At 66.4% G+C, this 21,089-nt stretch carries 16 protein-coding genes and 1 tRNA gene; 6 read left to right on the forward strand and 11 right to left on the reverse strand.

The window, feature by feature from the left end; genetic code table 11:
* Positions 1-100: 100 nt before the first annotated feature.
* The 4 genes from F7R26_RS11790 to hrpA form a co-directional block, all read right to left on the reverse strand.
* On the reverse strand, positions 101-1,075 hold the full coding sequence (locus tag F7R26_RS11790) for a sterol desaturase family protein (RefSeq protein ID WP_150990962.1): 975 nt from the start codon (positions 1,073-1,075) through the stop codon (positions 101-103).
* A complete protein-coding gene (locus F7R26_RS11795; RefSeq protein WP_150990960.1) occupies positions 1,075-1,956 on the reverse strand; it encodes a polysaccharide deacetylase family protein in 882 nt (293 codons plus the stop codon). Before F7R26_RS11795 ends, F7R26_RS11790 begins: the two co-directional genes overlap by 1 nt.
* Before the next feature lie 98 nt (positions 1,957-2,054).
* Positions 2,055-3,041 carry a YVTN family beta-propeller repeat protein gene (locus F7R26_RS11800; protein WP_150990957.1) on the reverse strand — a complete coding sequence of 329 codons (987 nt, stop codon included), beginning with the start codon at positions 3,039-3,041 and terminating at the stop codon, positions 2,055-2,057.
* Between the two features lie 137 nt (positions 3,042-3,178).
* Positions 3,179-7,279 carry an ATP-dependent RNA helicase HrpA gene (gene hrpA / locus F7R26_RS11805; protein ID WP_193692067.1) on the reverse strand — a complete coding sequence of 1,367 codons (4,101 nt, stop codon included), beginning with the start codon at positions 7,277-7,279 and terminating at the stop codon, positions 3,179-3,181.
* A gap of 23 nt (positions 7,280-7,302) precedes the next feature.
* On the opposite strand from hrpA, the gene argA reads away from it, so the two are divergent.
* Both argA and F7R26_RS11815 read left to right on the forward strand, forming a co-directional pair.
* On the forward strand, positions 7,303-8,739 hold the full coding sequence (argA, locus tag F7R26_RS11810) for an amino-acid N-acetyltransferase (RefSeq protein ID WP_150992366.1): 1,437 nt from the start codon (positions 7,303-7,305) through the stop codon (positions 8,737-8,739).
* A 110-nt stretch (positions 8,740-8,849) separates the two neighbouring features.
* Entirely contained in the window at positions 8,850-9,125 is a 276-nt protein-coding gene (locus F7R26_RS11815) for an oxidative damage protection protein (RefSeq protein WP_043347409.1), read from the forward strand.
* Positions 9,126-9,223: 98 nt separating this feature from the next.
* On the opposite strand, the gene rpiA is transcribed toward F7R26_RS11815, so the two are convergent.
* Positions 9,224-9,910, reverse strand: coding sequence for a ribose-5-phosphate isomerase RpiA (rpiA, locus tag F7R26_RS11820; RefSeq protein WP_043347413.1), 687 nt, complete (start codon positions 9,908-9,910; stop codon positions 9,224-9,226).
* 173 nt (positions 9,911-10,083) lie between these two features.
* Here rpiA and tal point away from each other — a divergent pair, with 173 nt between their 5' ends.
* Complete coding sequence (tal, locus tag F7R26_RS11825; protein ID WP_150992368.1) at positions 10,084-11,022, forward strand: transaldolase; 939 nt, start codon at positions 10,084-10,086, stop codon at positions 11,020-11,022.
* 61 nt (positions 11,023-11,083) lie between these two features.
* On the opposite strand, the gene F7R26_RS11830 is transcribed toward tal, so the two are convergent.
* From F7R26_RS11830 to rnr, 3 genes are all read right to left on the reverse strand, one after another.
* On the reverse strand, positions 11,084-11,842 hold the full coding sequence (locus tag F7R26_RS11830; RefSeq protein WP_150992370.1) for an SIR2 family NAD-dependent protein deacylase: 759 nt from the start codon (positions 11,840-11,842) through the stop codon (positions 11,084-11,086).
* A 17-nt stretch (positions 11,843-11,859) separates the two neighbouring features.
* Positions 11,860-12,603, reverse strand: coding sequence for a 23S rRNA (guanosine(2251)-2'-O)-methyltransferase RlmB (gene rlmB / locus F7R26_RS11835; RefSeq protein WP_043352050.1), 744 nt, complete (start codon positions 12,601-12,603; stop codon positions 11,860-11,862).
* Between the two features lie 88 nt (positions 12,604-12,691).
* A complete protein-coding gene (gene rnr / locus F7R26_RS11840) occupies positions 12,692-15,283 on the reverse strand; it encodes a ribonuclease R (protein WP_150992372.1) in 2,592 nt (863 codons plus the stop codon).
* 69 nt (positions 15,284-15,352) lie between these two features.
* Here rnr and F7R26_RS11845 point away from each other — a divergent pair.
* From F7R26_RS11845 to F7R26_RS11855, 3 genes are all read left to right on the forward strand, one after another.
* Positions 15,353-15,439 (forward strand) — tRNA-Leu (locus F7R26_RS11845).
* A gap of 473 nt (positions 15,440-15,912) precedes the next feature.
* Positions 15,913-16,347, forward strand: coding sequence for an Rrf2 family transcriptional regulator (locus F7R26_RS11850; protein ID WP_150992374.1), 435 nt, complete (start codon positions 15,913-15,915; stop codon positions 16,345-16,347).
* Between the two features lie 70 nt (positions 16,348-16,417).
* Complete coding sequence (locus F7R26_RS11855; protein ID WP_150992376.1) at positions 16,418-17,029, forward strand: NAD(P)-dependent oxidoreductase; 612 nt, start codon at positions 16,418-16,420, stop codon at positions 17,027-17,029.
* Between the two features lie 66 nt (positions 17,030-17,095).
* Here the strand turns inward: F7R26_RS11855 and oxlT are convergent, their stop codons facing one another.
* The 3 genes from oxlT to F7R26_RS11870 all read right to left on the reverse strand — a co-directional run bounded on the left by oxlT (position 17,096) and on the right by F7R26_RS11870 (position 21,073).
* Positions 17,096-18,385, reverse strand: coding sequence for an oxalate/formate MFS antiporter (gene oxlT / locus F7R26_RS11860; protein WP_416351284.1), 1,290 nt, complete (start codon positions 18,383-18,385; stop codon positions 17,096-17,098).
* A gap of 157 nt (positions 18,386-18,542) precedes the next feature.
* The gene (locus F7R26_RS11865) at positions 18,543-20,108 is read right to left on the reverse strand and encodes a gamma-glutamyltransferase family protein (RefSeq protein ID WP_150992378.1); all 1,566 of its coding nucleotides are present in this window, start codon (positions 20,106-20,108) and stop codon (positions 18,543-18,545) included.
* A 197-nt stretch (positions 20,109-20,305) separates the two neighbouring features.
* Entirely contained in the window at positions 20,306-21,073 is a 768-nt protein-coding gene (locus F7R26_RS11870; protein WP_150992380.1) for a GntR family transcriptional regulator, read from the reverse strand.
* Positions 21,074-21,089 lie beyond the last annotated feature (16 nt).

A 21,089-nucleotide genomic window follows, 5' to 3' on the forward strand; every position in this document is an offset into this window, starting at 1 on the left:
TGCTGCGGGGGACGCGTGCGCCGCTAGCGCAAGACGGCAGGGCGCGGGAGGGAGCGCGCATGCACGCTCCCGGAGCTGCCGCGGCAGGCGCCCCGCCGCTTCAGCCCAGCCGCAACAGGCGCTTGATCCCGTACCACTGCTGGGACAGGAAGCCAGCGCCGTAGTCGCGCCCCTTGCCTGCCGGTGGCGGCATCTGGTCGCGCACCCCGGTGGGGTAGTAGGCGTCGGAGAACACGGCGGTGCGGAACAACATGTCCCACCAGGGAAAGATCACGCCGTAGTTGCATCCGCCCAGCTTGGTGGGCCGGCCGATGGCTTCATGGCCGACGCCAACCGCATGGTGGGTGCGGTGAAAGCGCGGCGAGACCAGCAGCCGCTCGCCCCACGAGCCAAAGTGCAGGCGCAGGTTGGCATGCTGCAAACTCTGCAGCAGTTGCGACAGCGCCACCAGCAGCACGTACTGGGAAGGCTCCACGCCCACCGCCAGCGCCGCCACCGCAAACACCACGTCGCGCAGCATGTCGTCGAGCAGGTGGTTGCGGTTATCGCTCCATAGCGTCATCTGGCGCTGGCTGTGATGCAGCGAATGCAGGCTCCACCACCAGCGGTAGGTATGCGAGAGGCGGTGGTACCAGTAGTCAAGCAGGTCGAACAGCAGCAGGTAGATAAGGAAGCTGACCAGCGGGATCGACGTCACCGCCGGCCACCAGTCTTCCACATTGACCCGCTGCCAGCCGAGCAGGCGCATATGCCCTTCCAGCCCATCCATCAGCGGATCAAGCAGGAAGAACATGGCCAGCCGGAACAGGCCGAGGCGATGCACCACGGTGTAGAGGATGTCGGTGCGAATGGCGGCGCGGTCGGTCACCGCTTCGACCGGGCGCAGCTTTTCCAGCGGCCCGAGGATCAGCACCATCACCACGATCTGCACCAGCCCGACCAGCAGCCATTCGGTGCCGGTGAAGGCGTCCTCGGCATAGCCGCCCAGCCCAAGCTGGTAGACCACCGGCAGGATCACGCCCTGGAACAGCGTGGCTTCAATCTGGCCAATCCAGCCGTTGAGCAGGTCGAGCATCAGCGGCTCCCGGCTGGTTGCCCGGCCACCGTGGCGGACTGCCCGCGCAGCCAGTCACGATAGGCGGGATGCTCGCGCAGCGTGGCAAAGCAGAAACCCTTGCGCTCCAGGCCGCTGATCAGCGGCTCGAGCACGCCGGGCGCCCAGGGGTCCTTGCGCGACCAGATCCCGAGGTGTGCCATGGCGATGTCGCCATCGCGCAGGCCGCGCAATGCGCGCTCCAGCAGCACCTTGTTCGGGAAACGCTCGGACGAAAGCTCGTCACCCAGGAAGCCGGCCGGCGCCCAGGCCACGTGCTTGAACCCACACTGCTCGGCCCATTGCAGCGTCTGCGGCGCGGTATGGCCACCCGGTGCCCGCCACAGCGGCGACATGGTCGCGCCGCTGAGGTGCTTCAGCGCCTGCGCGCTGCGGTTCAGCTCGCTGCAGAAGCTTTGCTGGTCCATCACCACGTCCTGCCCCGCATGCGCGCCGAACTGCGGCCGCATGGTGACCTTGCCGTCGCGTACGCCGCGCAGGTAGACGTGATCGAACGTGTGGCTGCCAAAAACATGGCCATCGGCGGCCAGCGTCTTCCAGTACGCGGCCCAGCCCGGGTCGAGCGAGCTGTCCTTGTTGATGGTGGGTTCGTTGGCGAGGAAGAACGTGGCCTTGATATGGTGCTGGCGCAGCGTATCGGCGATCAGCGCCGCCTGGCTCATGCTGCCGGTATCGAAGGTCAGGTAGAGCGTGCCGGCGCGGCAGGCCTGGGGCGCGGCGGCAGGCACCGGGCCCGCCGGACTGGCCGGCCCGGCGGCCAGCGCCAGTCCGGTGGCTGCAAGCCCGGCAGCCACCGCGCGGACCAAAGCGCGGGGCAACCGGGGCTGCGAATGCTTGCTCATGATGCCTGTCCTGATTTCCTGTGACTGCATTGGAGTGGCAGCGGCCATACTAGTTCGATGCCGTGCCCGCCATGGCGTTCCCGGACGAGCGCCCTCTCTCAATAAAGCGGTGCGCGGGTACGGAAATAAATGCCGTGCGGCGAGCGGCCCACGCGGATGGTCTTGACCAGCTTGCGGCTGGCCACATCGACCAGGCCCACCGAACGCGCCCAGCGGAAGCTCACCCACAAGGTCTTGCCGTCGGCGGTCAGTTCCATGTCATCGGGGCCAGCCGGCAGGCCGGTGATGTCGCCAACCTTGGTGAGGGTCTGCTGGTCGATGATGCTGATGGTGCCGGAAACCCGGTTGGACAAGAACAGATGGCGCTTGTCGCCCACCGCGCGGAAATTGTGCGCGCCCTTGCCGGTCTGGATCTGCTTGACCACGGTGCGGGTATGCCAGTCGATCACGGCGACATAATCGGCACCGGTCATGCCCACCAGCAGGTATTTCTGGTCTGGCGTAACCCACACGCCCGCCGGCGCCGAACCGGCATTCATGCGCCACATCACGGTCTGTGTGGGCAGGTCGATGGCGACCACTTCGTTGGAGTCCTGCAGCGTGACAAAGGCAACACGGCTGTCGGCGGTAAAGGCAATATGGCTAGGCGTCTTGGCCAGCGGCAGTTGCTTGGCGATCTTGAGCGCCTTGCCGTCCCAGCGATACACGTCGACGCGATCGAGGCGGTTGCCCGTGGTCAGGAACCACTTCTGGTCGGGCGAGAAGCCGATCTGGTAGGGGTCGTCGATATTGGCCACACGCTGCTGGACCTTGCCGGTGACCGGGTCGAGGAACACGAGGTCGTTGCCGACCGCATTGGCAACGATCAGCGATTTGTCGTCGGGCGTGGCGATCAGGTGGTGCGGCTCCTTCCCGATCGGGAACGTCTCCAGCACCTTCTGGGTGTCCTTGTCGATCAAGGTGACGGTAGCATCACCAGAATTGAGCACCACCACCACTTCCGCCCACGCCGGCGCCGCTACCATCCCCAGGGCCAGGGCGCCGATGGCGGCAAACCCGGAAACTACACGACGCAATGCGAGCATAAGACTGTTGGACAATGACTTAATCGATCATTCTAACGTTTTCAGACTGCGATCCGATGACCTAGCGCAACAAACTAACATTTGGTCACAATCTCCGCGCGGGGTAGCGTTCGCGCGAAAGACAGGCAAGCCTGACTTCAGCGCTGCATCGCTTCCCACACCTTTTGCAAACGCTTGACCGACATCGGCACGGGCGTGCGCAACTCCTGCGCGAACAGGGCCACACGGAGTTCTTCCAGCATCCAGCGGAACTCGTCCAGGCGCGCGTCTTCCACGCCCCGCCCCTGCTGCCGCAACTGCGTCTCGGCCCGCTGCCATTGCTGCAGCAGCGGCGTGATTTCCTGCAGCCGCTGGGTGTCGCGCGCCGGATCGCCCTTGATCTTGTCGATGCGCATGGCGATGCCCTTCAGGTAGCGCGGGAAATGCACCAGCTGCAGGTAAGGCGTATCGGCCACAAAGTGCTTGCCCATCAGCCGCGTCAGTTGCGCCTGCATGTCGGCGTGTGCCGCGGCGAACGGCTTGGCCTGGATCAGCTTGCGCGGCAGCGTCGCGTACTCGGCCAGCACTGCCCCTACCAGCCGGGCAATCTCCTGCGCCAGCAGGCTCAGGCGCGAGCGCCCTTCTTCCTTGCGAGCGGCGAACTCGGCCTCGTTGCGCGGCAGCGGCGCCTGCAGGCAGGCCCGCTCCAGCGCCAGCATCACGATCTGGTCGCGCAGCATTTCCTGCGTGCCCAGCGTCATGTACTGCATCGCCATCTGCTGCATGCCGGGGATATTCTTCTCCAGGAACTTCACCTGCTCGCGCAACTGCAACGCAAACAGGCGGCGTAGCCCGGCTTGATGGATGCGCGCGGCTTCCTGCGGATCGTCGAACACCTCCACGTCGCAATGCGTGGCGTGGTCGACCAGCGCAGGATAGCCGTACAGCGTCTGGTTGCCCTTGCGGACCTCCAGCAGCTCGGGCAGTTCGCCAAAGGACCAGCTGGTCAGGTTCTCGTATTGCCCCGCCTCGGCCGCCGGCACGTCGCGTGCGGCGATGTTCTGGAACGACTGCTGCGCCTGCCCGCCAAACTCGGCGCGCAACTGAGCCAGGTTGCGGCCCATGTCCAGTTGCCGGCCGTGCTCGTCCACCACCTTGAAGTTCATGGCGTGGTGGGCGGGCAAGGTTTCCAGCTTGAAGTCGGCACGCTTGACCATGGTGCCGGTCTGCTCGCGGATGTCGGCAATCAGCACATCCAGCAACTCGCCCTCGCCAAAGGCATTGCGATCGACGAAGCCCGCCGCGTAATCCGGCAGCGGCACGCAATGGCGGCGCAGCTTCTGCGGCAGCGACTTGAGCAGCAGGTGCACCTTCTCCTTGACCATGCCCGGCACCAGCCAGTCCGCGCGCTCCTGGCGCACCTGGTTAAGCGCGTACAGCGGCACCGTCAGCGTCACGCCATCGCGATGGCTGCCGGGCTCGAAGTGGTATGTCAGCGACATATCCACGCCCGCCACCGGCATCAGCTTGGGGAAAAGGTCGGTGGTGATGCCAGCCGCCTCGTGCCGCATCAGCTCCTCGCGGTTCAGGTAAAGCAGCTTGCGCTCGCGCGCGCTCTCGGCCTGGTACCACTGCTCGAAGGTGGCCTGCTGGTGAATCTCGGCGGGGATCAGGCGATCGTAGAACGCGAAGATCAGCTCGTCGTCGACCAGAACATCCTGGCGGCGCGCCTTGTGCTCCAGGTTTTCGATCTCGCGCGTCAGGCGCTGGTTATGGGCGAAGAACGGCAGCTTGGTATCGAACTCGCCTTCCACCAGCCCGCGGCGGATAAACAGCTCGCGCGCCTCGGCCGGGTTCATCGGTCCGTAGTGCACGCGCCGGTGCTGGTAGACCACCAGCCCGTACAGCGTGGCGCGCTCCATCGCCATCACCTGGCCGGATTTCTTCTCCCAGTGCGGATCGCTCCAACTGACGCGGAGCAGATGACGTCCGACCTGCTCCAGCCATTCCGGCTCGATCTTGGCCAGCGTGCGCGCGAACAGCCGGCTGGTTTCGATCAGTTCGGCGCCGATGATCCAGCGGCCGACCTTGCGCGCGATCAGCGAGCCGGGCCACAGGTGGAACTTGATGCCGCGCGCACCCAGGTACTCGCGCCCGCGCCCGTCGGCGTCTTCAATCTTGCAACCTACGTTGCCGAGCAACCCCGTGAGCAGCGCCTTGTGCACCTGCTCATAGGTGGGCTCGCTCTCATTGAGCTTCCAGCCCTGCTCGGTGACGGTAGTCAGCAGCTGCGAATGCACGTCGCGCCATTCGCGCAGGCGCACATGCGACAGGAAACTGGCGCGGCACTGGTCCTGCAGCTGGCGGTTGGTCTTCTTGTGCGCCACCGCCTCCTCGAACCACTTCCACATCTTGACCCAGCCCAGGAACTCGGAGCGCTCGTCCATGAACTTGCGGTGGGCCTGGTCGGCGGCTTCCTGCGCCTCCTGCGGACGGTCGCGCGGATCCTGCACCGACAGCGCGCTGGCGATGATCAGCACCTCACGCAGGCAATGGTGCTCGCGCGCGGCCAGCGTCATGCGGGCCACGCGGGGGTCCAGCGGCAGGCGGGCCAGCTGGCGGCCGACCTGGGTCAGCGCGTTGGCGTCGTCGCCCACGCTTTCCACCGCGCCCAGCTCCTGCAGCAGCTGGTAGCCGTCAGCGATAGCGCGGCCCAGCGGCGGCTCGATAAAGGGGAATTCCTCGATCGCCGTCAGCTTCAGCGCCTTCATGCGCAAGATCACCGCGGCCAGCGACGAGCGCAGGATTTCCGGATCGGTAAAGCGCGCCCGGCTGACGAAATCGGCCTCCTCGTACAAGCGGATGCACACACCGTCGGCCACCCGGCCGCAACGCCCGGCGCGCTGGTTGGCGGCGGCCTGCGAGATCGCCTCGATCTGCAGCTGCTCGACCTTGTTGCGGTAGGAATAGCGCTTGACCCGCGCCATCCCGGTATCCACCACGTAGCGGATGCCCGGCACGGTCAGCGAGGTTTCTGCCACGTTGGTGGCCAGCACGATGCGCCGCGCGTTGGAAGGCCGGAACACCCGTTCCTGTTCCTGCACCGACAAGCGCGCGAACAGGGGCAGGATCTCGGTATGCGGTGGATGGTGCTTGCGCAGCGCCTCGGCAGCCTCGCGAATTTCGCGCTCGCCGGGCAGGAACACCAGCACATCGCCCGGGCCAAGCCGGCACAGCTCGTCCACCGCCTCGACGATGCCGTCGAACAGGTCGCGATCTTTCGATTGCGCGGACTTGGGCGCGCCCTCGCCCGCCGCCTTGTCCTTCTCGATTGGCCGGTAACGGATCTCCACGGGATACAGACGCCCGCTGACCTCGATTACGGGCGCAGGCTTGCCGCCCTGCGCGAAGTGCTCGGCAAAGCGGTTGGCGTCGATGGTGGCCGAGGTGATGACCAGCTTGAGGTCGGGCCGCTTCGGCAGGATCTCCTTCAGGTAGCCGATCAGGAAATCGATATTGAGGCTGCGTTCGTGCGCCTCGTCGATGATGATGGTGTCGTAAGCGCGCAGCAACGGATCGTTCTGCGTCTCGGCCAGCAAGATGCCGTCGGTCATCAGCTTGACCGACGCGCCCGCCGACATGGTGTCGTTGAAACGCACCTGGTAGCCCACGTGCTCGCCCAGCGGTGTGCCAATCTCTTGCGCGATGCGCTTGGCCGTGGAGGTGGCGGCAATCCGGCGTGGCTGCGTATGGCCGATCAGGCCGCCGCTGCCGTCAGCGCCCGGACCGCGCCCGATCGACAGGCAGATCTTGGGCAACTGGGTGGTTTTGCCGGAGCCGGTCTCGCCGGAGACGATCACCACCTGATTGGCCAGCAGCGCCTTTGCGATCTCCTCGCGGCGGCCGGATACCGGCAGCGCCTCGGGGAAGGTGATGGGCGGGAGCGGATTGGCCTGGCGCACCGGGCGGCGTGCCTCGCGGGGCGCTCGCTCGGTGCGCTCGGTGCGCTCCGGGCGCGGCGGCCGGGGCGTGCCGTTTGCCGGCTGCGTCCTGGCTTGCCGGGCCTGGCCCGGCTGCCGGGGCGGGCGTTCTGCCGGCGGACCGGCGGCTGGCGTGGCGGCCACGGCCGGCGCTCGCGCCGGCCTGGCGACAGGCTGGACAGCGGGCTGGGCTGGCGACGGGGCGGCCTTGGGCGCGGGGCGGCCGGCATCGGTTTTCCGATCCGGCGACAAAGGTTTGGCTGGGCGTTGTGCTGACATTGGCCGGGATTATAATCCGCGGCATGAATGCAAGAACCGACACGCCAGCCGACGCGCCCGCGCCGTCCGAAATGGACGAGCCCCTGCCCGTCACCGACCCTTCCACGCTGCCCGCGCCCGCCGCCGGCGCCGACCCCGTCGAGCGTGGCGCCCCCGACCACCAGCAGTTCGTCGACTGGCTGCGAGCGGTTGCGCCTTATATCCACGCCTTCCGCGGCAAGACTTTCGTAATCGCCTTCGGCGGTGAGCTGGTCAAGGCCAACATCCTCAACGCCCTGGTCAATGACGTGGCCCTGCTGCACGCCATGGGCATGCAGATCGTGCTGGTGCACGGCTCGCGCCCGCAGGTGGAAGAGCAACTGGCACTGCGCCACGTCGAGTCGCAATTCGCCGACGGCGTGCGCGTGACCGACAACGCGGCGCTGGAGTGCGCCAAGGAAGCCGCCGGCGAACTGCGCCTGGATATCGAGGCCGCCTTCAGCCAAGGCTTGCCTAACACGCCCATGGCTGGCGCCCAGTTGTCGGTGATCTCCGGCAACTTTGTCACCGCCCGCCCGCTCGGCATCGTCGACGGCGTGGATTACCAGCACACCGGGCTGGTGCGCAAGATCGACGGCGAGTCGGTTCGCATGTCGCTGTCGCACGGCAAGATCGTGCTGCTCTCGCCGCTTGGCTTTTCGCCCACCGGCCAGGCCTTCAACCTGTCGATGGAAGACGTGGCCAGCGCCACAGCCATCGCCCTGAAGGCCGACAAGCTGGTATTCATCACCGAAGTCCCCGGCGTGCAGGACCCGGTCGGCAAGCTGATGCCGGAAATGTCGCTGCGCACCGCCATCGAGCGGCTGCAGAACAACCACCTGCCGCCCGATGTCTCCTATTACCTGGAACACCTGGTCAAGGCGCTCAAGGGCGGTGTGCCGCGCGCCCACCTGATCCCCTTCCAGCTGGACGGCTCGGTGCTGCTGGAGCTGTTCCTGCACGACGGCGTCGGCACCATGATCTCCGACACCGACCTGGAAAGCCTGCGCGAAGCCACGCTGGACGACGTCGGCGGCATCCTGCAACTGATCGCCCCGCTGGAGCAGGACGGCACACTGGTGCCACGCGGGCGCCACCTGATCGAGCGCGACATCGCCAACTTCTCGGTGATCGAGCACGATGGCGTGCTGTTTGGCTGCGCCGCGCTCTATCCCTACCCGCGCGAAGGCATGGCCGAGATGGCCTGCCTGACTGTGTCGTCCGAAGCCCAGGGCACCGGCGACGGCGAGCGCCTGCTCAAGCGCATCGAGCGCCGCGCCCGCAGCCTCGGCCTTGACCGCCTGTTCGTGCTCACCACCCGCACGGAGCACTGGTTCCTCAAGCGCGGCTTTGTGCACGCCACCGTGGACGACCTGCCGGAAGACAAGCGCAAGCTCTACAACTGGCAGCGCAAGTCGATGGTGCTGATGAAGAAGCTGTGACGGCGGTGGGGGTAGCCTGAAGGCCGGCCCCCGCTTCGTTACAATAGCGGCACCGCAACGGCCGGCCACTCGCTGCGCCGGCCACATCACACGACAACAAGGAGTTCCCCATGGCCCGCATGGTTCAATGCGTCAAGCTCAACAAAGAAGCCGAAGGACTCGACCTGCCGCCGCTGCCAGGCGAACTCGGCAAGAAGATCTGGCAAACCGTGTCGAAGGAAGCCTGGGCTGGCTGGCTCAAGCACCAGACCATGCTGATCAACGAAAACCGCCTGAACATGGCCGACGCCCGCGCTCGCCAGTACCTGCTCAAGCAGACCGAGAAGTACTTCTTCGGCGAAGGCGCGGACCAGGCACAGGGCTACGTGCCGCCGCCGGCTGCCTGATCTGGCTGCGCGCGGCTTGGCGCCGCGCGGTGGAAGACAAAAAGGGTGCCTGTTACGGCACCCTTTTTTCATGCGATCCGCCAACGGGACCGGCAGATTCAATAATCGCTGCGCTTCACGCCCTCCGGCGTGCCCAGCAACAGTACGTCGGCGCCGCGCAGGGCAAACAGCCCCACCGTGACCACGCCCGGCATGTGATTGATGGCTTCTTCCATCGACTTCGGATTGCTGATCTTCAGGCCTGCCACATCCAGGATCACATTGCCGTTGTCGGTCTTGAAGATACCGCCTTCCTTGGTCATGCGCAGGCGCGGCTGGCCGCCAAATGCAGCCAGTTGGCGGGCGACCGCGGCGCGTGCCATCGGAATCACTTCCACCGGCAGGGGAAACGCCCCCATCACATCCACCAGCTTGCTGCCGTCGGCGATGCAGACAAAGCGCTTGGCCACCGAGGCCACGATCTTCTCGCGCGTCAGCGCGCCGCCACCGCCCTTGATCATGGCGCCGCTGGCATCGATCTCGTCCGCGCCGTCGACGTAGACCGGGATCTCGTCGACCTCATTCAGGTCCAAGACTTGGAAGCCGTGCTGCTGCAGGCGGCGCGTGGACGCCTCCGAGCTGGAGACCGCGCCGGAAAAGCGTTCCTTGAACGCCGCCACCGCATCGATAAAGAGGTTGGCCGTGGAGCCCGTGCCCACGCCCAGCACCGCACCCGCCGGCACCACCTCTTTGACATAGTCGGCCGCGGCTTGCGCCACCAGCGCCTTGAGTTCATCCTGTGTCATGACAACGCCCATCTGCTTTGGGGGAAACCGCATAGTGTACCGGAATGCCGTGGCATCCCCGGCGAGGGCGCGAGCCGACGGTACAATGCCCCGAGGCATGCATCAGCGCGGCGCCCGGGGCCTGCCGTTTTGGTCCTGCGCCATCACCAACCCTTAAAAGCAACTCACTGACCATGAACCAGCTCGATCAGCTCAAGCAGTTCACCACCGTGGTGGCGGACACCGGCGATTTCCAGGTGATGAAGCAGTACACGCCGCAGGACGCCACCACCAATCCTTCCTTGATTCTCAAGGCCGTCCAGAAGGCCGAGTACCGTCCCCTGCTGGAAAAGGCGGTGCGCGGCAATGAAGGCACCGATGCCGTGATGGACGCCCTGCTGATCGCCTTTGGCTGCGAGATCCTGGCCATCGTGCCGGGCCGCGTTTCGACCGAGGTCGATGCCCGCCTGTCCTTCAACACCGAAGCCACGCTGGCCAAGGCCCGCCACCTGATCTCGCTGTATGAGCAGCGCGGCGTGGCCCGCGAGCGCGTCCTGATCAAGATCGCCTCCACCTGGGAAGGCATCCGCGCCGCCGAAGTGCTGCAGCGAGAAGGCATCAACTGCAATATGACGCTGCTGTTCTCGCTGGCCCAGGCCGTTGCCTGCGCCGAGGCCGGCGCGCAACTGATCTCACCCTTCGTTGGCCGCATCCTGGACTGGCACAAGAAGCAAGCCGGCGACAAATGGGACGCCGCCGCCAACGCGGGCGACAACGATCCCGGCGTGCGTTCCGTGCGCCAGATCTACGACTACTACAAGAAGTTCGGCCACCCGACCGAAGTGATGGGAGCCAGCTTCCGCAGCACCGAGCAGATCCTGGCTCTGGCCGGCTGCGATCTGCTCACCATCAGCCCGGACCTGCTGGAGCAGCTGGCCGCCAGCGAAAGCACCGTGGAGCGCAAGCTGTCGGTCGACCAGGCGCAGGCCGGCAATATCGCCCGCATCGAGTGCGGCGAGGCGGCTTTCCGCTGGCAGATGAATGAAGACGCGATGGCGACGGAAAAGCTGGCCGAGGGGATCCGCGCATTTGCAGCGGATGCGGTCAAGCTGGAGGCGTTGATTACGGCTTGAGACGGGGAATTGAGCGGGAGAAAACAGACGCCGCCCGGGAATCCAGGCGGCGGGCAGCGATTCAAGCTGGTGTCGCGCTCACGTCGTCCCACAGCAAGGGCAAGACCACGCCGGCCGGGCCACGCAGCACGATGTCGGCGGTCTGATCCAGCGCCGAAGGCTCGGGATTGACCACGATGACATGCGCGCCATGGTCCTTGGCGGCGCCGGGCAAGCCGGCTGCCGGATAGACCAGCCCGGAGGTGCCCACCACGATGCACAGATCGCACTGCTCGGCTGCGTGCTCGGCGCGATAGCGGGCCACGCGCGGCAGTTCCTCGCCGAACCACACCACGCCGGGGCGCATCATGGCATTGCAAAGGGAGCAGCGCGGCGGCACGCCCGGCACGGCGGTCGCCGGGTCGCAACGGCCGCAGCCGTCAAGCCACTTGTTGGCGAACAGGTTGCCGTGCAGCTCGATCACATCGCGGCTGCCGGCGCGCTGGTGCAAGCCATCCACGTTTTGCGTGACCAGGGTGACGGCCTTCTGCGAGGCGAGCGCCACCAGGGAGATATGCGCCGGATTGGGATCGGTGGCCGCCACCAGCTCGCGCCGGTGCAGGTACCACTCCCAGACCAGCGCGGGCTGGCGCCGGTAAGCGTCTTCCTGGGCCAGCTCCTCGGGATTGAAGCGCGACCACAGGCCGGTCATGGCGTCGCGGAACGTGGGCACGCCGGACTCGGCCGATACGCCCGCGCCGGTGAGCACCATGATATTGGTGGCTTCGCCGATCAGGCGGCGCGATGCGGCTAGCGCCTGTGCGTCGATATTCGCCGGCATGGCTGCTGCCCCAGCGCTCAGCGCTTCAGGCGGCGCTGGCGCACCGCCTCATACAGGCACACGCCGCTGGCCACGGAAACGTTCAGGCTTTCCACGCCGCCGGCCATCGGGATGCTGACCAGTTCGTCACAGGTTTCGCGGGTGAGGCGGCGCATGCCCTCGCCTTCGGCGCCCATCACCAGGGCAACCGGCCCCTTGAAATCGACGTCATAGAGCGTCTTTTCCGTGCCGTCGTCCGTGCCGATCACCCAGATGCCGCGTTCCTGCAACTCGCGCAGCGTGCGCGCCAGGTTGGTGACAGTGATGTAGGGGACGGTTTCCGCCGCGCCGCTGGCCACCTTGGCCACCGTGGTGTTCAAACCCACGCTGCGGTCCTTCGGAGCGATCACGGCGTGCGCGCCGGCGCCATCGGCCACGCGCAGGCAAGCGCCCAGGTTGTGCGGATCGGTGACGCCATCGAGCACCAGCAGCAAGGGCGTGCCTTCGATGCCGTCGAGCAGTTCGTCAAGATTGAGGGCCAGCGCCACATCTTCGGCGCGGGCGACCACGCCCTGGTGGCGGTCGGTGCCGGCCATGCCGCGCAGGCGCTCGGCATCCACCGGGTGCAGGCGGACTTTGAGGCTTTCGGCAAGGCGGATGAAGTCCTGCATGCGGCGGTCACGCCGCGCGGATTCTACGTAGACATCGGTGACGCCAGCGGCGTCCTGGCGCAGGCGCGCGGTGACGGCGTGAAAGCCGATCAGGAGTTTTTGTTTAGCCATGGCGAGATTGTACATTCCCGCCGGGGCTTGCCCTGCGTCGGCAGCCATGGCGCCGGAACCGGGCAAGCCGGCGCCGGCGCCATGGCCGTCAGGTGCGCTTGCGCGAAGCGCGGCTGCTCTTGCCGGCCGGCTTGGCGCCGCCCTTGTGCGTCGAGCCCAGATGCTGCGGCTTGGGCTTGGCGGCGCGCTTGGCCGGCTTGCCGCCGGCCTTGGCGCCCTGCCCCACGTGCGGCTTGACCGGCGTCATGACAGCCTCGAACACCGGCTGCTCTTCGATCACGCGGTCCAGCGTTTCGTCGAACGACTCTTCCGGCTTGGAGCTGCCACCCAGCAGCGCGGCCAGCTGACGGCCCTTCTTGCGCGCGGGCACGGCGTGCGCGGCGGGCACGCGCGGTGCGGCATCGACGATCGGGGCGCGGCCACGCAGGTTCTTGGCTGAAGGCTCCTGCACCAGGCGGAAGTCGATCTTGCGCGCATCGAGGTCCACGCGCGAAACCTGCACGCGAACGCGGTCGGTGAGGCGGTAGCGGATGCCGGTACGCTCGCCGCGCAGCTCATTGCGCGCTTCGTCGTACTGGAAGTAATCGCTGCCCAGCTCGGTGACATGGACCAGGCCTTCGACATAGAGCTCGTCGAGCTGCACGAAGATGCCAAACGAGGTGACCGAGCTGATGGTGCCCGAATACTCGCTGCCAAGCTTGTCGCGCATGAAGTAGCACTTGAGCCAGGCTTCCACATCACGCGAGGCTTCATCGGCGCGGCGCTCGTTGGCCGAGCAGTGCAGGCCGAGCTCGTCCCAGATGGCTTCGTTGCGCTGGGCGCGCGCGGCGCTGCGCTCTGCCTTCTCGGCAGCGTCCTTGGCCTGCATGCGGCGTGCCTTGGGCGCAATCGCGGTGTTCAGCGCGGTGCCCGGCGCAAATGCCGGCCGGTACTTGGTATGGGCCAGCACGGCCTTGATGGCACGGTGCGTGAGCAAGTCCGGGTAACGGCGGATCGGGCTGGTGAAGTGGGCGTAAGCCTCGTACGACAAGCCGAAGTGGCCGATGTTGTCCGGGCTGTAGACCGCCTGCTGCATCGAGCGCAGCAGCATGGTCTGCAACATCGGCGCGTCGGGACGGCTCTTGATCTTGTCCATCACGTCGGCGTAGTCGCCCGCCTGCGGCTTGTCGCCACCGGCCAGCGAGAGCCCGACGGTACGCAGGAACTCTCGCAGGTTCTTCAGCTTTTCCTCGCTCGGGCCGGCGTGGATCCGGTACAGCGTGGGATGCTTGAAGCGTTCGAGGAAGTCCGCGGCGCACACGTTGGCGGCCAGCATGCATTCCTCGATCAGGCGGTGGGCGTCGTTGCGGGTACGCGGCAGGATCTGCTCGATCTTGCCCTGCGCATTGCAGACGATATAGGTCTCGGTGGTATCGAAGTCGATTGCGCCACGCTCGCGCCGCGCCTTGAGCAGGACCTGGAACAACTCGTAGAGGTTCTGCAGGTGCGGCACCAGGTCGGCACGCTTGTGCGCCTCCGGGCCCTTGGTGTTGGACAACACCGACCAGACCTCGTTATAGGTCAGGCGCGCCGCCGAATGCATCACGGCGGGATAGAACTGATAGCCCTTGAGCTCGCCCTTGGCGGTGATCACCGCATCGCACACCATGCACAGGCGGTCAACTTGCGGGTTCAGCGAGCACAGGCCGTTGGAGAGCTTTTCCGGCAGCATCGGGATGACGCGGCGCGGGAAGTACACCGAGGTGGCGCGATCCAGCGCATCGGCGTCGAGCGCCGTGCCAGGGCGCACATAGTGCGACACATCGGCAATCGCCACCACCAGGCGCCAGCCCTTCGAGCGGCCGATCTTGACGGGTTCGCAGTAGACAGCGTCGTCGAAGTCGCGCGCGTCCTCGCCGTCGATCGTCACCAGGGGCACGTCGCGCAGGTCGATGCGGTGCTCCAGGTCGGACTCGCGCACCTCGTCGGGCAGGCCGGCGGCTTCTTTGGCGCAGGCATCCGAGAATTCATGCGGCACGCCGTACTTGCGCACGGCGATTTCGATTTCCATGCCGGGGTCGTCGAAGTCGCCCAGCACTTCCACCACACGGCCCACGGGCTGCACGTAGCGATCGGGGTAGTCGATGATCTCGACGCTGACCACCTGGCCGACTTGCGCCTTGCCTTGCGATTTCGGCGGGATCAGGATGTCCTGGCTGATGCGCTTGTCTTCGGGCGCCACCACCAGCACGCCGCCTTCGCTCAGCAGGCGGCCGATCACGTAGCGGTTGGCGCGCTCGAGGATCTCGACGATCTGGCCTTCGGGCCGGCCGCGCCGGTCGTAGCCGATCACGCGCACCTGGGCGCGGTCGTTGTGCATGGCCTTTTGCAGCTCGCGCTCCGGCAGGAAGATGTCGTCATCGCCATCGTCGCGGATCAGGAAGCCGAAGCCATCGCGGTGGCCCTGCACACGGCCGACCACAAAGTTAGGCTGGTTGGCCAGTTCGTAGCGGCCCTTGCGGTTGAGTTCGATCTGGCCGTCGCGCTCCATGGCGGCGAGGCGTTTCTGGAAGCCGTCGTGTTCTTTGCGCGTGACAGCGAGCGCCTTGGCGATATCGCCGCCCGACAAGGGCGACCCCGACGTCCGCAGGACGCCAAGGATTTCTTCCCGACTAGGGATCGGATAGTTATTCTGATTCAATTTTTTCTAGAATTATTTGACAAACGACTTGCGGTCGCTATAATGAGCGCTTCGGTTGTTTCGACGCCCGCCCAGGTGGCGAAATTGGTAGACGCACTAGGTTCAGGTCCTAGCGGTGGCAACACTGTGGAGGTTCGAGTCCTCTCCTGGGCACCAGATCAAACGGAAAACCCGCAGCGCTTTCGAGCCCTGCGGGTTTTTTGTTTTCCGGCGTCTGATCTTGCAACTTGGCACTCCCGATTCGATATTGGCGCGACTGCGCGACTTAACACTTAACACTTAACAATTGACTAAATACCAGTCGCAGCAACGACCGCTCCGGGGCGTGGAATCCGCTCTTGCCTGTAGAGGCCGAGGCATCCACACGGCCTGGCGCTCACACGAACTGCCAGGGCGCGGCCGGAGCAGCAGCCGACTGCTGCGCTGCGGGTGAGTGTATCAGTTTCAGTGGCGCTCCCGGCATTCTTCCACCATTCTCACGCCGGAATGTCGCGTTTTCCGACGTTTTCAGGCGCAAACCACCCGATTGCTGCACGCGCATGCCACACCGGCATGCCTGCGTGGCCCGCCAGTCGCTTGACAGCGACACTCATCTGTAACTAAGATAGTTTCATATTGCCTTACCCATCATGACCACCAGCAGCCGATTCGCCGTTGCCGTCCATATCCTCACCTTGCTGGCCAGCGCCGCGGGGCCCTTGCCGTCGTCGCTGATCGCGGGCAGCGTGGGCACGAACCCGGTCCTGATCCGCCGCCTGGTCAGCCAGTTGGCCGAGGCGGGGCTGGTGAGCACGGTGATGGGGAGCAACGGCGGCGCCTCGCTGGCGCGTGCGGCGGCATCCATCACGTTGCTCGATGTGTTCCGTGCGGTGGAGTCGGCCACGCTGATCGCGCCGCACCACAGCGTGCCCAATCCGGCGTGCATGGTGGGACGGGAAATTACCGGCGCGCTGAAGCACGCCGCCGACCGCGCCCAGGCAGCGATGGATGGTGCGCTGGCCGAGATCACGATTGCCGGCATGCTCGCCGACGTGGAGCGCGCAGCCCGGCAACGCAAGCCGTAAAAATTTTTGTCCTGATATGTAACTGAAATAGTTTCATATCGATATTCAACAGTGCAACAAAGGAGTCAACATGAAGATCGCAATCATCGGCGCCACCGGCCGTGTCGGCACCCGCCTCATCGACGAAGCCCTGAGCCGCGGCCACACGGTCACCGCCATCGCACGCCAGGCCGACAAGCTGGCCGCGCGGCCGGGCCTCGCCACGATCAATGCGGATGTCGCGGACACCAAGGCCCTGGCGGCCGCCCTCGCCGGCCAGGACGTGGCAATCAGCACAGTACGTTTCCTGCAGACCACGGCGCAACAGATCACCTCCGCGGTCAAGGCCGCCGGCGTGCCCCGCCTGCTGGTGGTGGGCGGCGCGGGCAGCCTCTTCGTAGCACCGGGCGCGCAACTGGTGGACACGGCGCAGTTCCCGCAAGCCTATAAGGCAGAGGCCCTGGCCGGACGGGACTTCCTCAACGCCCTGCGCAATGAGACGGCGATCGACTGGACCTTCCTGTCCCCCGCAGCCCTGTTCGAGCCGGGCTCACGCACGGGCAAGTTCCGCGTGGGCGAGGAGACGCTGCTCTCCGACGCCAGCGGCAAGAGCTGGATCTCGATGGAAGACTATGCCATCGCCATGATCGACGAAGTGGAAAAACCGGCGCACTCGCGCCAGCGCTACACGGTCGCTTACTAAGCAGGAAACGGGCAGCAACGGCGGGGGCCGCGGCATGCCGCCCTCTCCGTCTTCTGCAGGCCCGGTTCAGCGCCCGGGCCGCGCCAGATAGCCGCGACGCCAGGGCTTGAGCACCGCGATGGCAAGCAGCGCGGTCACGATATCCAGCGTGATTGCCACGCCGAACACCGGCATCCAGCTGCCCAGCTTCTCGTGCATCAGCGCCGCCAGCGGGCCGCCGAAGATCGAGCCGATGCCCTGCGAGATATACAGCCAGCCGTAGTTGGTGGTGGCGTAGCGCGTGCCGAAGGTATCGGTCAACGTGGAAGGAAATAGCGAGAAGATTTCGCCCCATCCCAGGAACACCACGCCCGACAGCAACACGAACAGCACCGCGTTCTCCCGGGTGAGCAGCCACAGCGCCATGGCCACGGCCTCCAGCGCGAAGGCGAAGCACATCGTGTTCTCGCGCCCCCAGTGGTCCGACACCCAGCCGAACAACGGCCGCGTGAGGCCGTTGGTAAAGCGGTCGATGGTCAGCGCCAGCGGCAACGCGGCCATACCAAACACCACGGCGCCGGACACACCGAAGTCCTTGGCGAACGAGGCCATCTGCGAGGTAACCATCAGCCCAGAGGTGGACATCATCGTCATCATCGCAAAGAGCAGCCAGAACAGCGGTGTGCGCAGCATCTGGCGCGTCGGCACATCAACCACACCAGACGCCGCCACCGCACGCGGGTGCGTGGGCGCGAGCTGCGCGCCGGCAGCCGGCGCGCGCAGCCCCTGCGAGGCGATGAAGCCGATCACCGCGAACAGCAGGCCGAACTGCCACAGCGTGGTTTCCAGCCCCTTGCCTGCCAGGGCCGACGCGATCGGGAATGTGGTGAGGATCGCGCCCATGCCATAGCCGGCAGCCACCAGGCCCACCGCAAAGCCGCGCCGGTCCGGGAACCAGCGCACCATCTGGCCCACTACCCCCACATAGACAATGCCCGTGCCCAGGCCACCCACCACGCCGTAGCTGAGATACAGCATGCCCAGGCTATGCACCTGGGCCGCCAGCACCCAGCTCAGGCCGGACAGGACCGTGCCGAGCGCAATCAGCCGGCGCGGGCCGAAGCGCTCGATCAGCGCGCCCTGGAACGGTGAGAAGAACGTCTGCAGCACGATCAGCAGGGAGAAGGTGACCTGTAGCTCTGAGAGCGGCACGCCGAGCTTGGCCGCGAGCGGCTTGGTAAACAAGGTCCACACATACTGCGGGCTGGAGATCGCCATCATGCACGCGACACCCAGCGCCAGCTGGATCCAGCGCGTACGCGCCAACGGCAAGGCAGGCGACATGCCGAGTGCCGGGTTATCTGCAACAGAACGCATCGAACCACTCCTTGGAAGGGACTTCGAGGAAACCGCAGGCTCTTTGGTGAAGCCTCGGGGAACCAGGCCCGGCGGCGAGCGGCGGCAAACCGGGGACGGCCAGCCCAGACCTGGAGAAAGCCAAGCGTCGCCGCGCCGGCACGCGCACAGCGGGTGCCTACCAGCTGGCCACCGCGCCGTCGCTGCGCAGATCGAACCCGCCTTCATAGAGCCCGTCCGCATGCAGCACGATGGCGCCGGCATGCCCCATGGTCTCGTCGTAGGGCCTGAGCATTTCCACCTCGTGGCCAAGCGCGCGCAGCGCGTCGCACGTGGCTGCGGGAAAGCGCGCTTCGAGCTTGAGGGTGTCGCTGGTCTGGCCCCAGGTCCGCCCCAGCAGCCAGCGCGGCGCGTCAATGGCGGCCTGCGGGTTCATGCCGAAATGCACGATGCGCGAGAACACGGCGCTCTGCGATTGCGGCTGGCCGTCGCCGCCCATATTCCCGTAGACCAGCGTGCGTCCATCGGCCAGGCGCGCCAGTGCCGGGTTGAGCGTATGGAACGGCTTGCGCCCCGGCATCAACGGATTGCGTGCGGCCGGATCCAGCGAGAAACTGCAGCCACGGTTCTGCCAGTTCACGCCCGAAGCCGGCAGCACGATGCCGCTGCCGAACTCGTGATAGATGCTCTGTATAAAACTGACCGCCACGCCATCGCCATCGACCACGCCCATCCACACGGTATCGGCCGGCCCAAGGCCGTTGCCCCACGGCAGCACGGCGTCCGGGCGGATCCGGGAAGCGGCGCCGTCGAGCCAGGGCGGCGCCAGCAGGTCTTGCGGCTCGATTTCCATGTAGGCCGGATCGGTGATATGGCGGTCGCGCACGCCGAATGCCTGCTTGGTGGCCTCCACGCAGGCGTGCACGAAGGGCGCGCCGCAGGGGTCCATGCCGCTATCCAGCAAGCGGTCCAGCTGGCCAAGGATCAGCAGCGAAACCAGGCCCTGGGTAGGCGGCGGCATGTTGTAGATCGTGCCGAACGAATGCGCCAGCGACAGCGGCGTCTTCCACACCGCACGGTGCGCGCGCAGGTCATCGAGCGTCAGCGGGCTGCCCACGTCCGCAAGATCGCGCGCCATGCTTTGCGCGAGTTCGCCCTGGTAGAAATCATCCAGCCCAGTCCTCGCCAGTTGCTCCAGCGTGGCCGCCAGGCGGGGTTGCCGGAACCGGCTGCCGGGCGCCGGCACGCCGTTGGCGAGGAAGGTTTCGGCAAAGCCAGTGATATCGGCAAGTTCGCCCCTTTTGGCGGCGATGCATGCGGACTGGCTGTGCGTGACGGGCACGCCGTCGCGCGCGTAGGCGATGGCATCGGCCAGCAGCCGCGACAGCGGCAGGCGCCCGCCGAGCGCCTCGTGCGACCATGCCAGCGCCGCTCTCCATCCGGAGATCGTGCCGGCCACGGTGTTGGCCGCCATGCCGCCACGGAAAGGAATCGTGCTCAGGCCGGCATCACGATAGCGCGCAATGCTGGCCGCGCCCGCGGCGGCGCCGCAGGCTTCCAGCCCGCGCGGCGCCTCGCCCGGCCGGGCGATCAGCCAGAAGCTGTCGCCGCCGATGCTGTTCATATGGGGATAAGCCACCGCGATGGTGGCTGCCGCGGCGATCATTGCCTCGACGGCATTGCCGCCCTCGCGCAACACGGCCAGCGCGCTCTGCGATGCCAGCGCATGAGGCGCCACGGCCATGCCTCGGCTGCCGCGGATGGGATTCAGGTAATGACTCACGGGACGCCCTGTGATTTATGTATACATAATCTTGCTCACAGGAGTCATTGCAACATGCGTGCCACGGCGCATAGCCACCACGGAATGCGCAAAGAAAGGCACAAAGAACAATGGCCGCCCTACGGGCGGCCATTAGCGGCAGGTCATGCAAGCCTGGGTCAGCCGAAGCGCCTGCGCCGCTGCGGTGCGTTGCGCACCGCCTGCTCGGTAGACGGCACAAGGCTGGTGCGGGCTTGCTCGAGCCGCTCGGTGGTGAGCCGGCTCACCTCGGCACGGCCATCCTCGATATGCGCGGCCAGCAAGGAAACCGCCCGCGGCGCATCGTGCGCGGCCAGGGCATCCAGGATGGCGGCGTGTTCGTCATAGGTGAGCGCGACACGATCGCCGTAGGCGAAATCCATCCGGCGGATGATGCGGATACGGTCGGTGACCTGCTGGTGAACCGCGGCAGCCTCGGGGTTGCCAGCGGCATGCATGAGCGCCATGTGGAAGGCTTCATCCAGTGCGGCCACCGTGTTGCCATCGGTGAGACGCTCGGCGCGCGGCACGCGCCAGATCGCATCCAGCTTGGCCAGGCCAGCAAGGTCGACTTGCCGCGCGGCGGGTTGCTGGCACAGCCGCGTCACCGCGTGGGTCTCCAGCACGGTGCGCAGTTCGTAGAGCGCCTCGAAGCGGCCCAGGTCGAGCGGCACGACTTCCCAGCCATTGCGGAAGTAGCCGCGCACCAGGCCGTCGCCCTGCAGGCGCTGCAGGGCCTCGCGCACCGGCGTGCGCGAAATGCCGAGCCGCTCGGCAACGTCGTTCTCGGTGAATCGGTCGCCGGGCAGCAGGCGAAAGGCAAAGATATCGTCGCGCAGGCTGTGATAGGCCGCCTGCGAACGCGATGCTCGCGCGGCAGCACCCTGCGCGCTCGTTTGCTCGCTCATTTGCCCGAGCCGCCCG

The organism is Cupriavidus basilensis (genome assembly GCF_008801925.2).
Taxonomy (GTDB): domain Bacteria; phylum Pseudomonadota; class Gammaproteobacteria; order Burkholderiales; family Burkholderiaceae; genus Cupriavidus; species Cupriavidus basilensis.

Coding starts and splice junctions, on each gene's coding strand:
- F7R26_RS11800 (WP_150990957.1), bottom strand. CDS start 3,041: ATGCTCGCATTGCGTCGTGTAGTTTCCGGGTTTGCCGCCATCGGCGCC.
- F7R26_RS11790 (WP_150990962.1), bottom strand. CDS start 1,075: ATGCTCGACCTGCTCAACGGCTGGATTGGCCAGATTGAAGCCACGCTG.
- F7R26_RS11815 (WP_043347409.1), top strand. CDS start 8,850: ATGGCCCGCATGGTTCAATGCGTCAAGCTCAACAAAGAAGCCGAAGGA.
- F7R26_RS11830 (WP_150992370.1), bottom strand. CDS start 11,842: ATGCCGGCGAATATCGACGCACAGGCGCTAGCCGCATCGCGCCGCCTG.
- argA (WP_150992366.1), top strand. CDS start 7,303: ATGAATGCAAGAACCGACACGCCAGCCGACGCGCCCGCGCCGTCCGAA.
- oxlT (WP_416351284.1), bottom strand. CDS start 18,385: ATGCGTTCTGTTGCAGATAACCCGGCACTCGGCATGTCGCCTGCCTTG.
- hrpA (WP_193692067.1), bottom strand. CDS start 7,279: ATGTCAGCACAACGCCCAGCCAAACCTTTGTCGCCGGATCGGAAAACC.
- F7R26_RS11795 (WP_150990960.1), bottom strand. CDS start 1,956: ATGAGCAAGCATTCGCAGCCCCGGTTGCCCCGCGCTTTGGTCCGCGCG.
- rlmB (WP_043352050.1), bottom strand. CDS start 12,603: ATGGCTAAACAAAAACTCCTGATCGGCTTTCACGCCGTCACCGCGCGC.
- F7R26_RS11870 (WP_150992380.1), bottom strand. CDS start 21,073: ATGAGCGAGCAAACGAGCGCGCAGGGTGCTGCCGCGCGAGCATCGCGT.
- rpiA (WP_043347413.1), bottom strand. CDS start 9,910: ATGACACAGGATGAACTCAAGGCGCTGGTGGCGCAAGCCGCGGCCGAC.
- F7R26_RS11855 (WP_150992376.1), top strand. CDS start 16,418: ATGAAGATCGCAATCATCGGCGCCACCGGCCGTGTCGGCACCCGCCTC.
- F7R26_RS11850 (WP_150992374.1), top strand. CDS start 15,913: ATGACCACCAGCAGCCGATTCGCCGTTGCCGTCCATATCCTCACCTTG.
- F7R26_RS11865 (WP_150992378.1), bottom strand. CDS start 20,108: ATGGCCGTGGCGCCTCATGCGCTGGCATCGCAGAGCGCGCTGGCCGTG.
- tal (WP_150992368.1), top strand. CDS start 10,084: ATGAACCAGCTCGATCAGCTCAAGCAGTTCACCACCGTGGTGGCGGAC.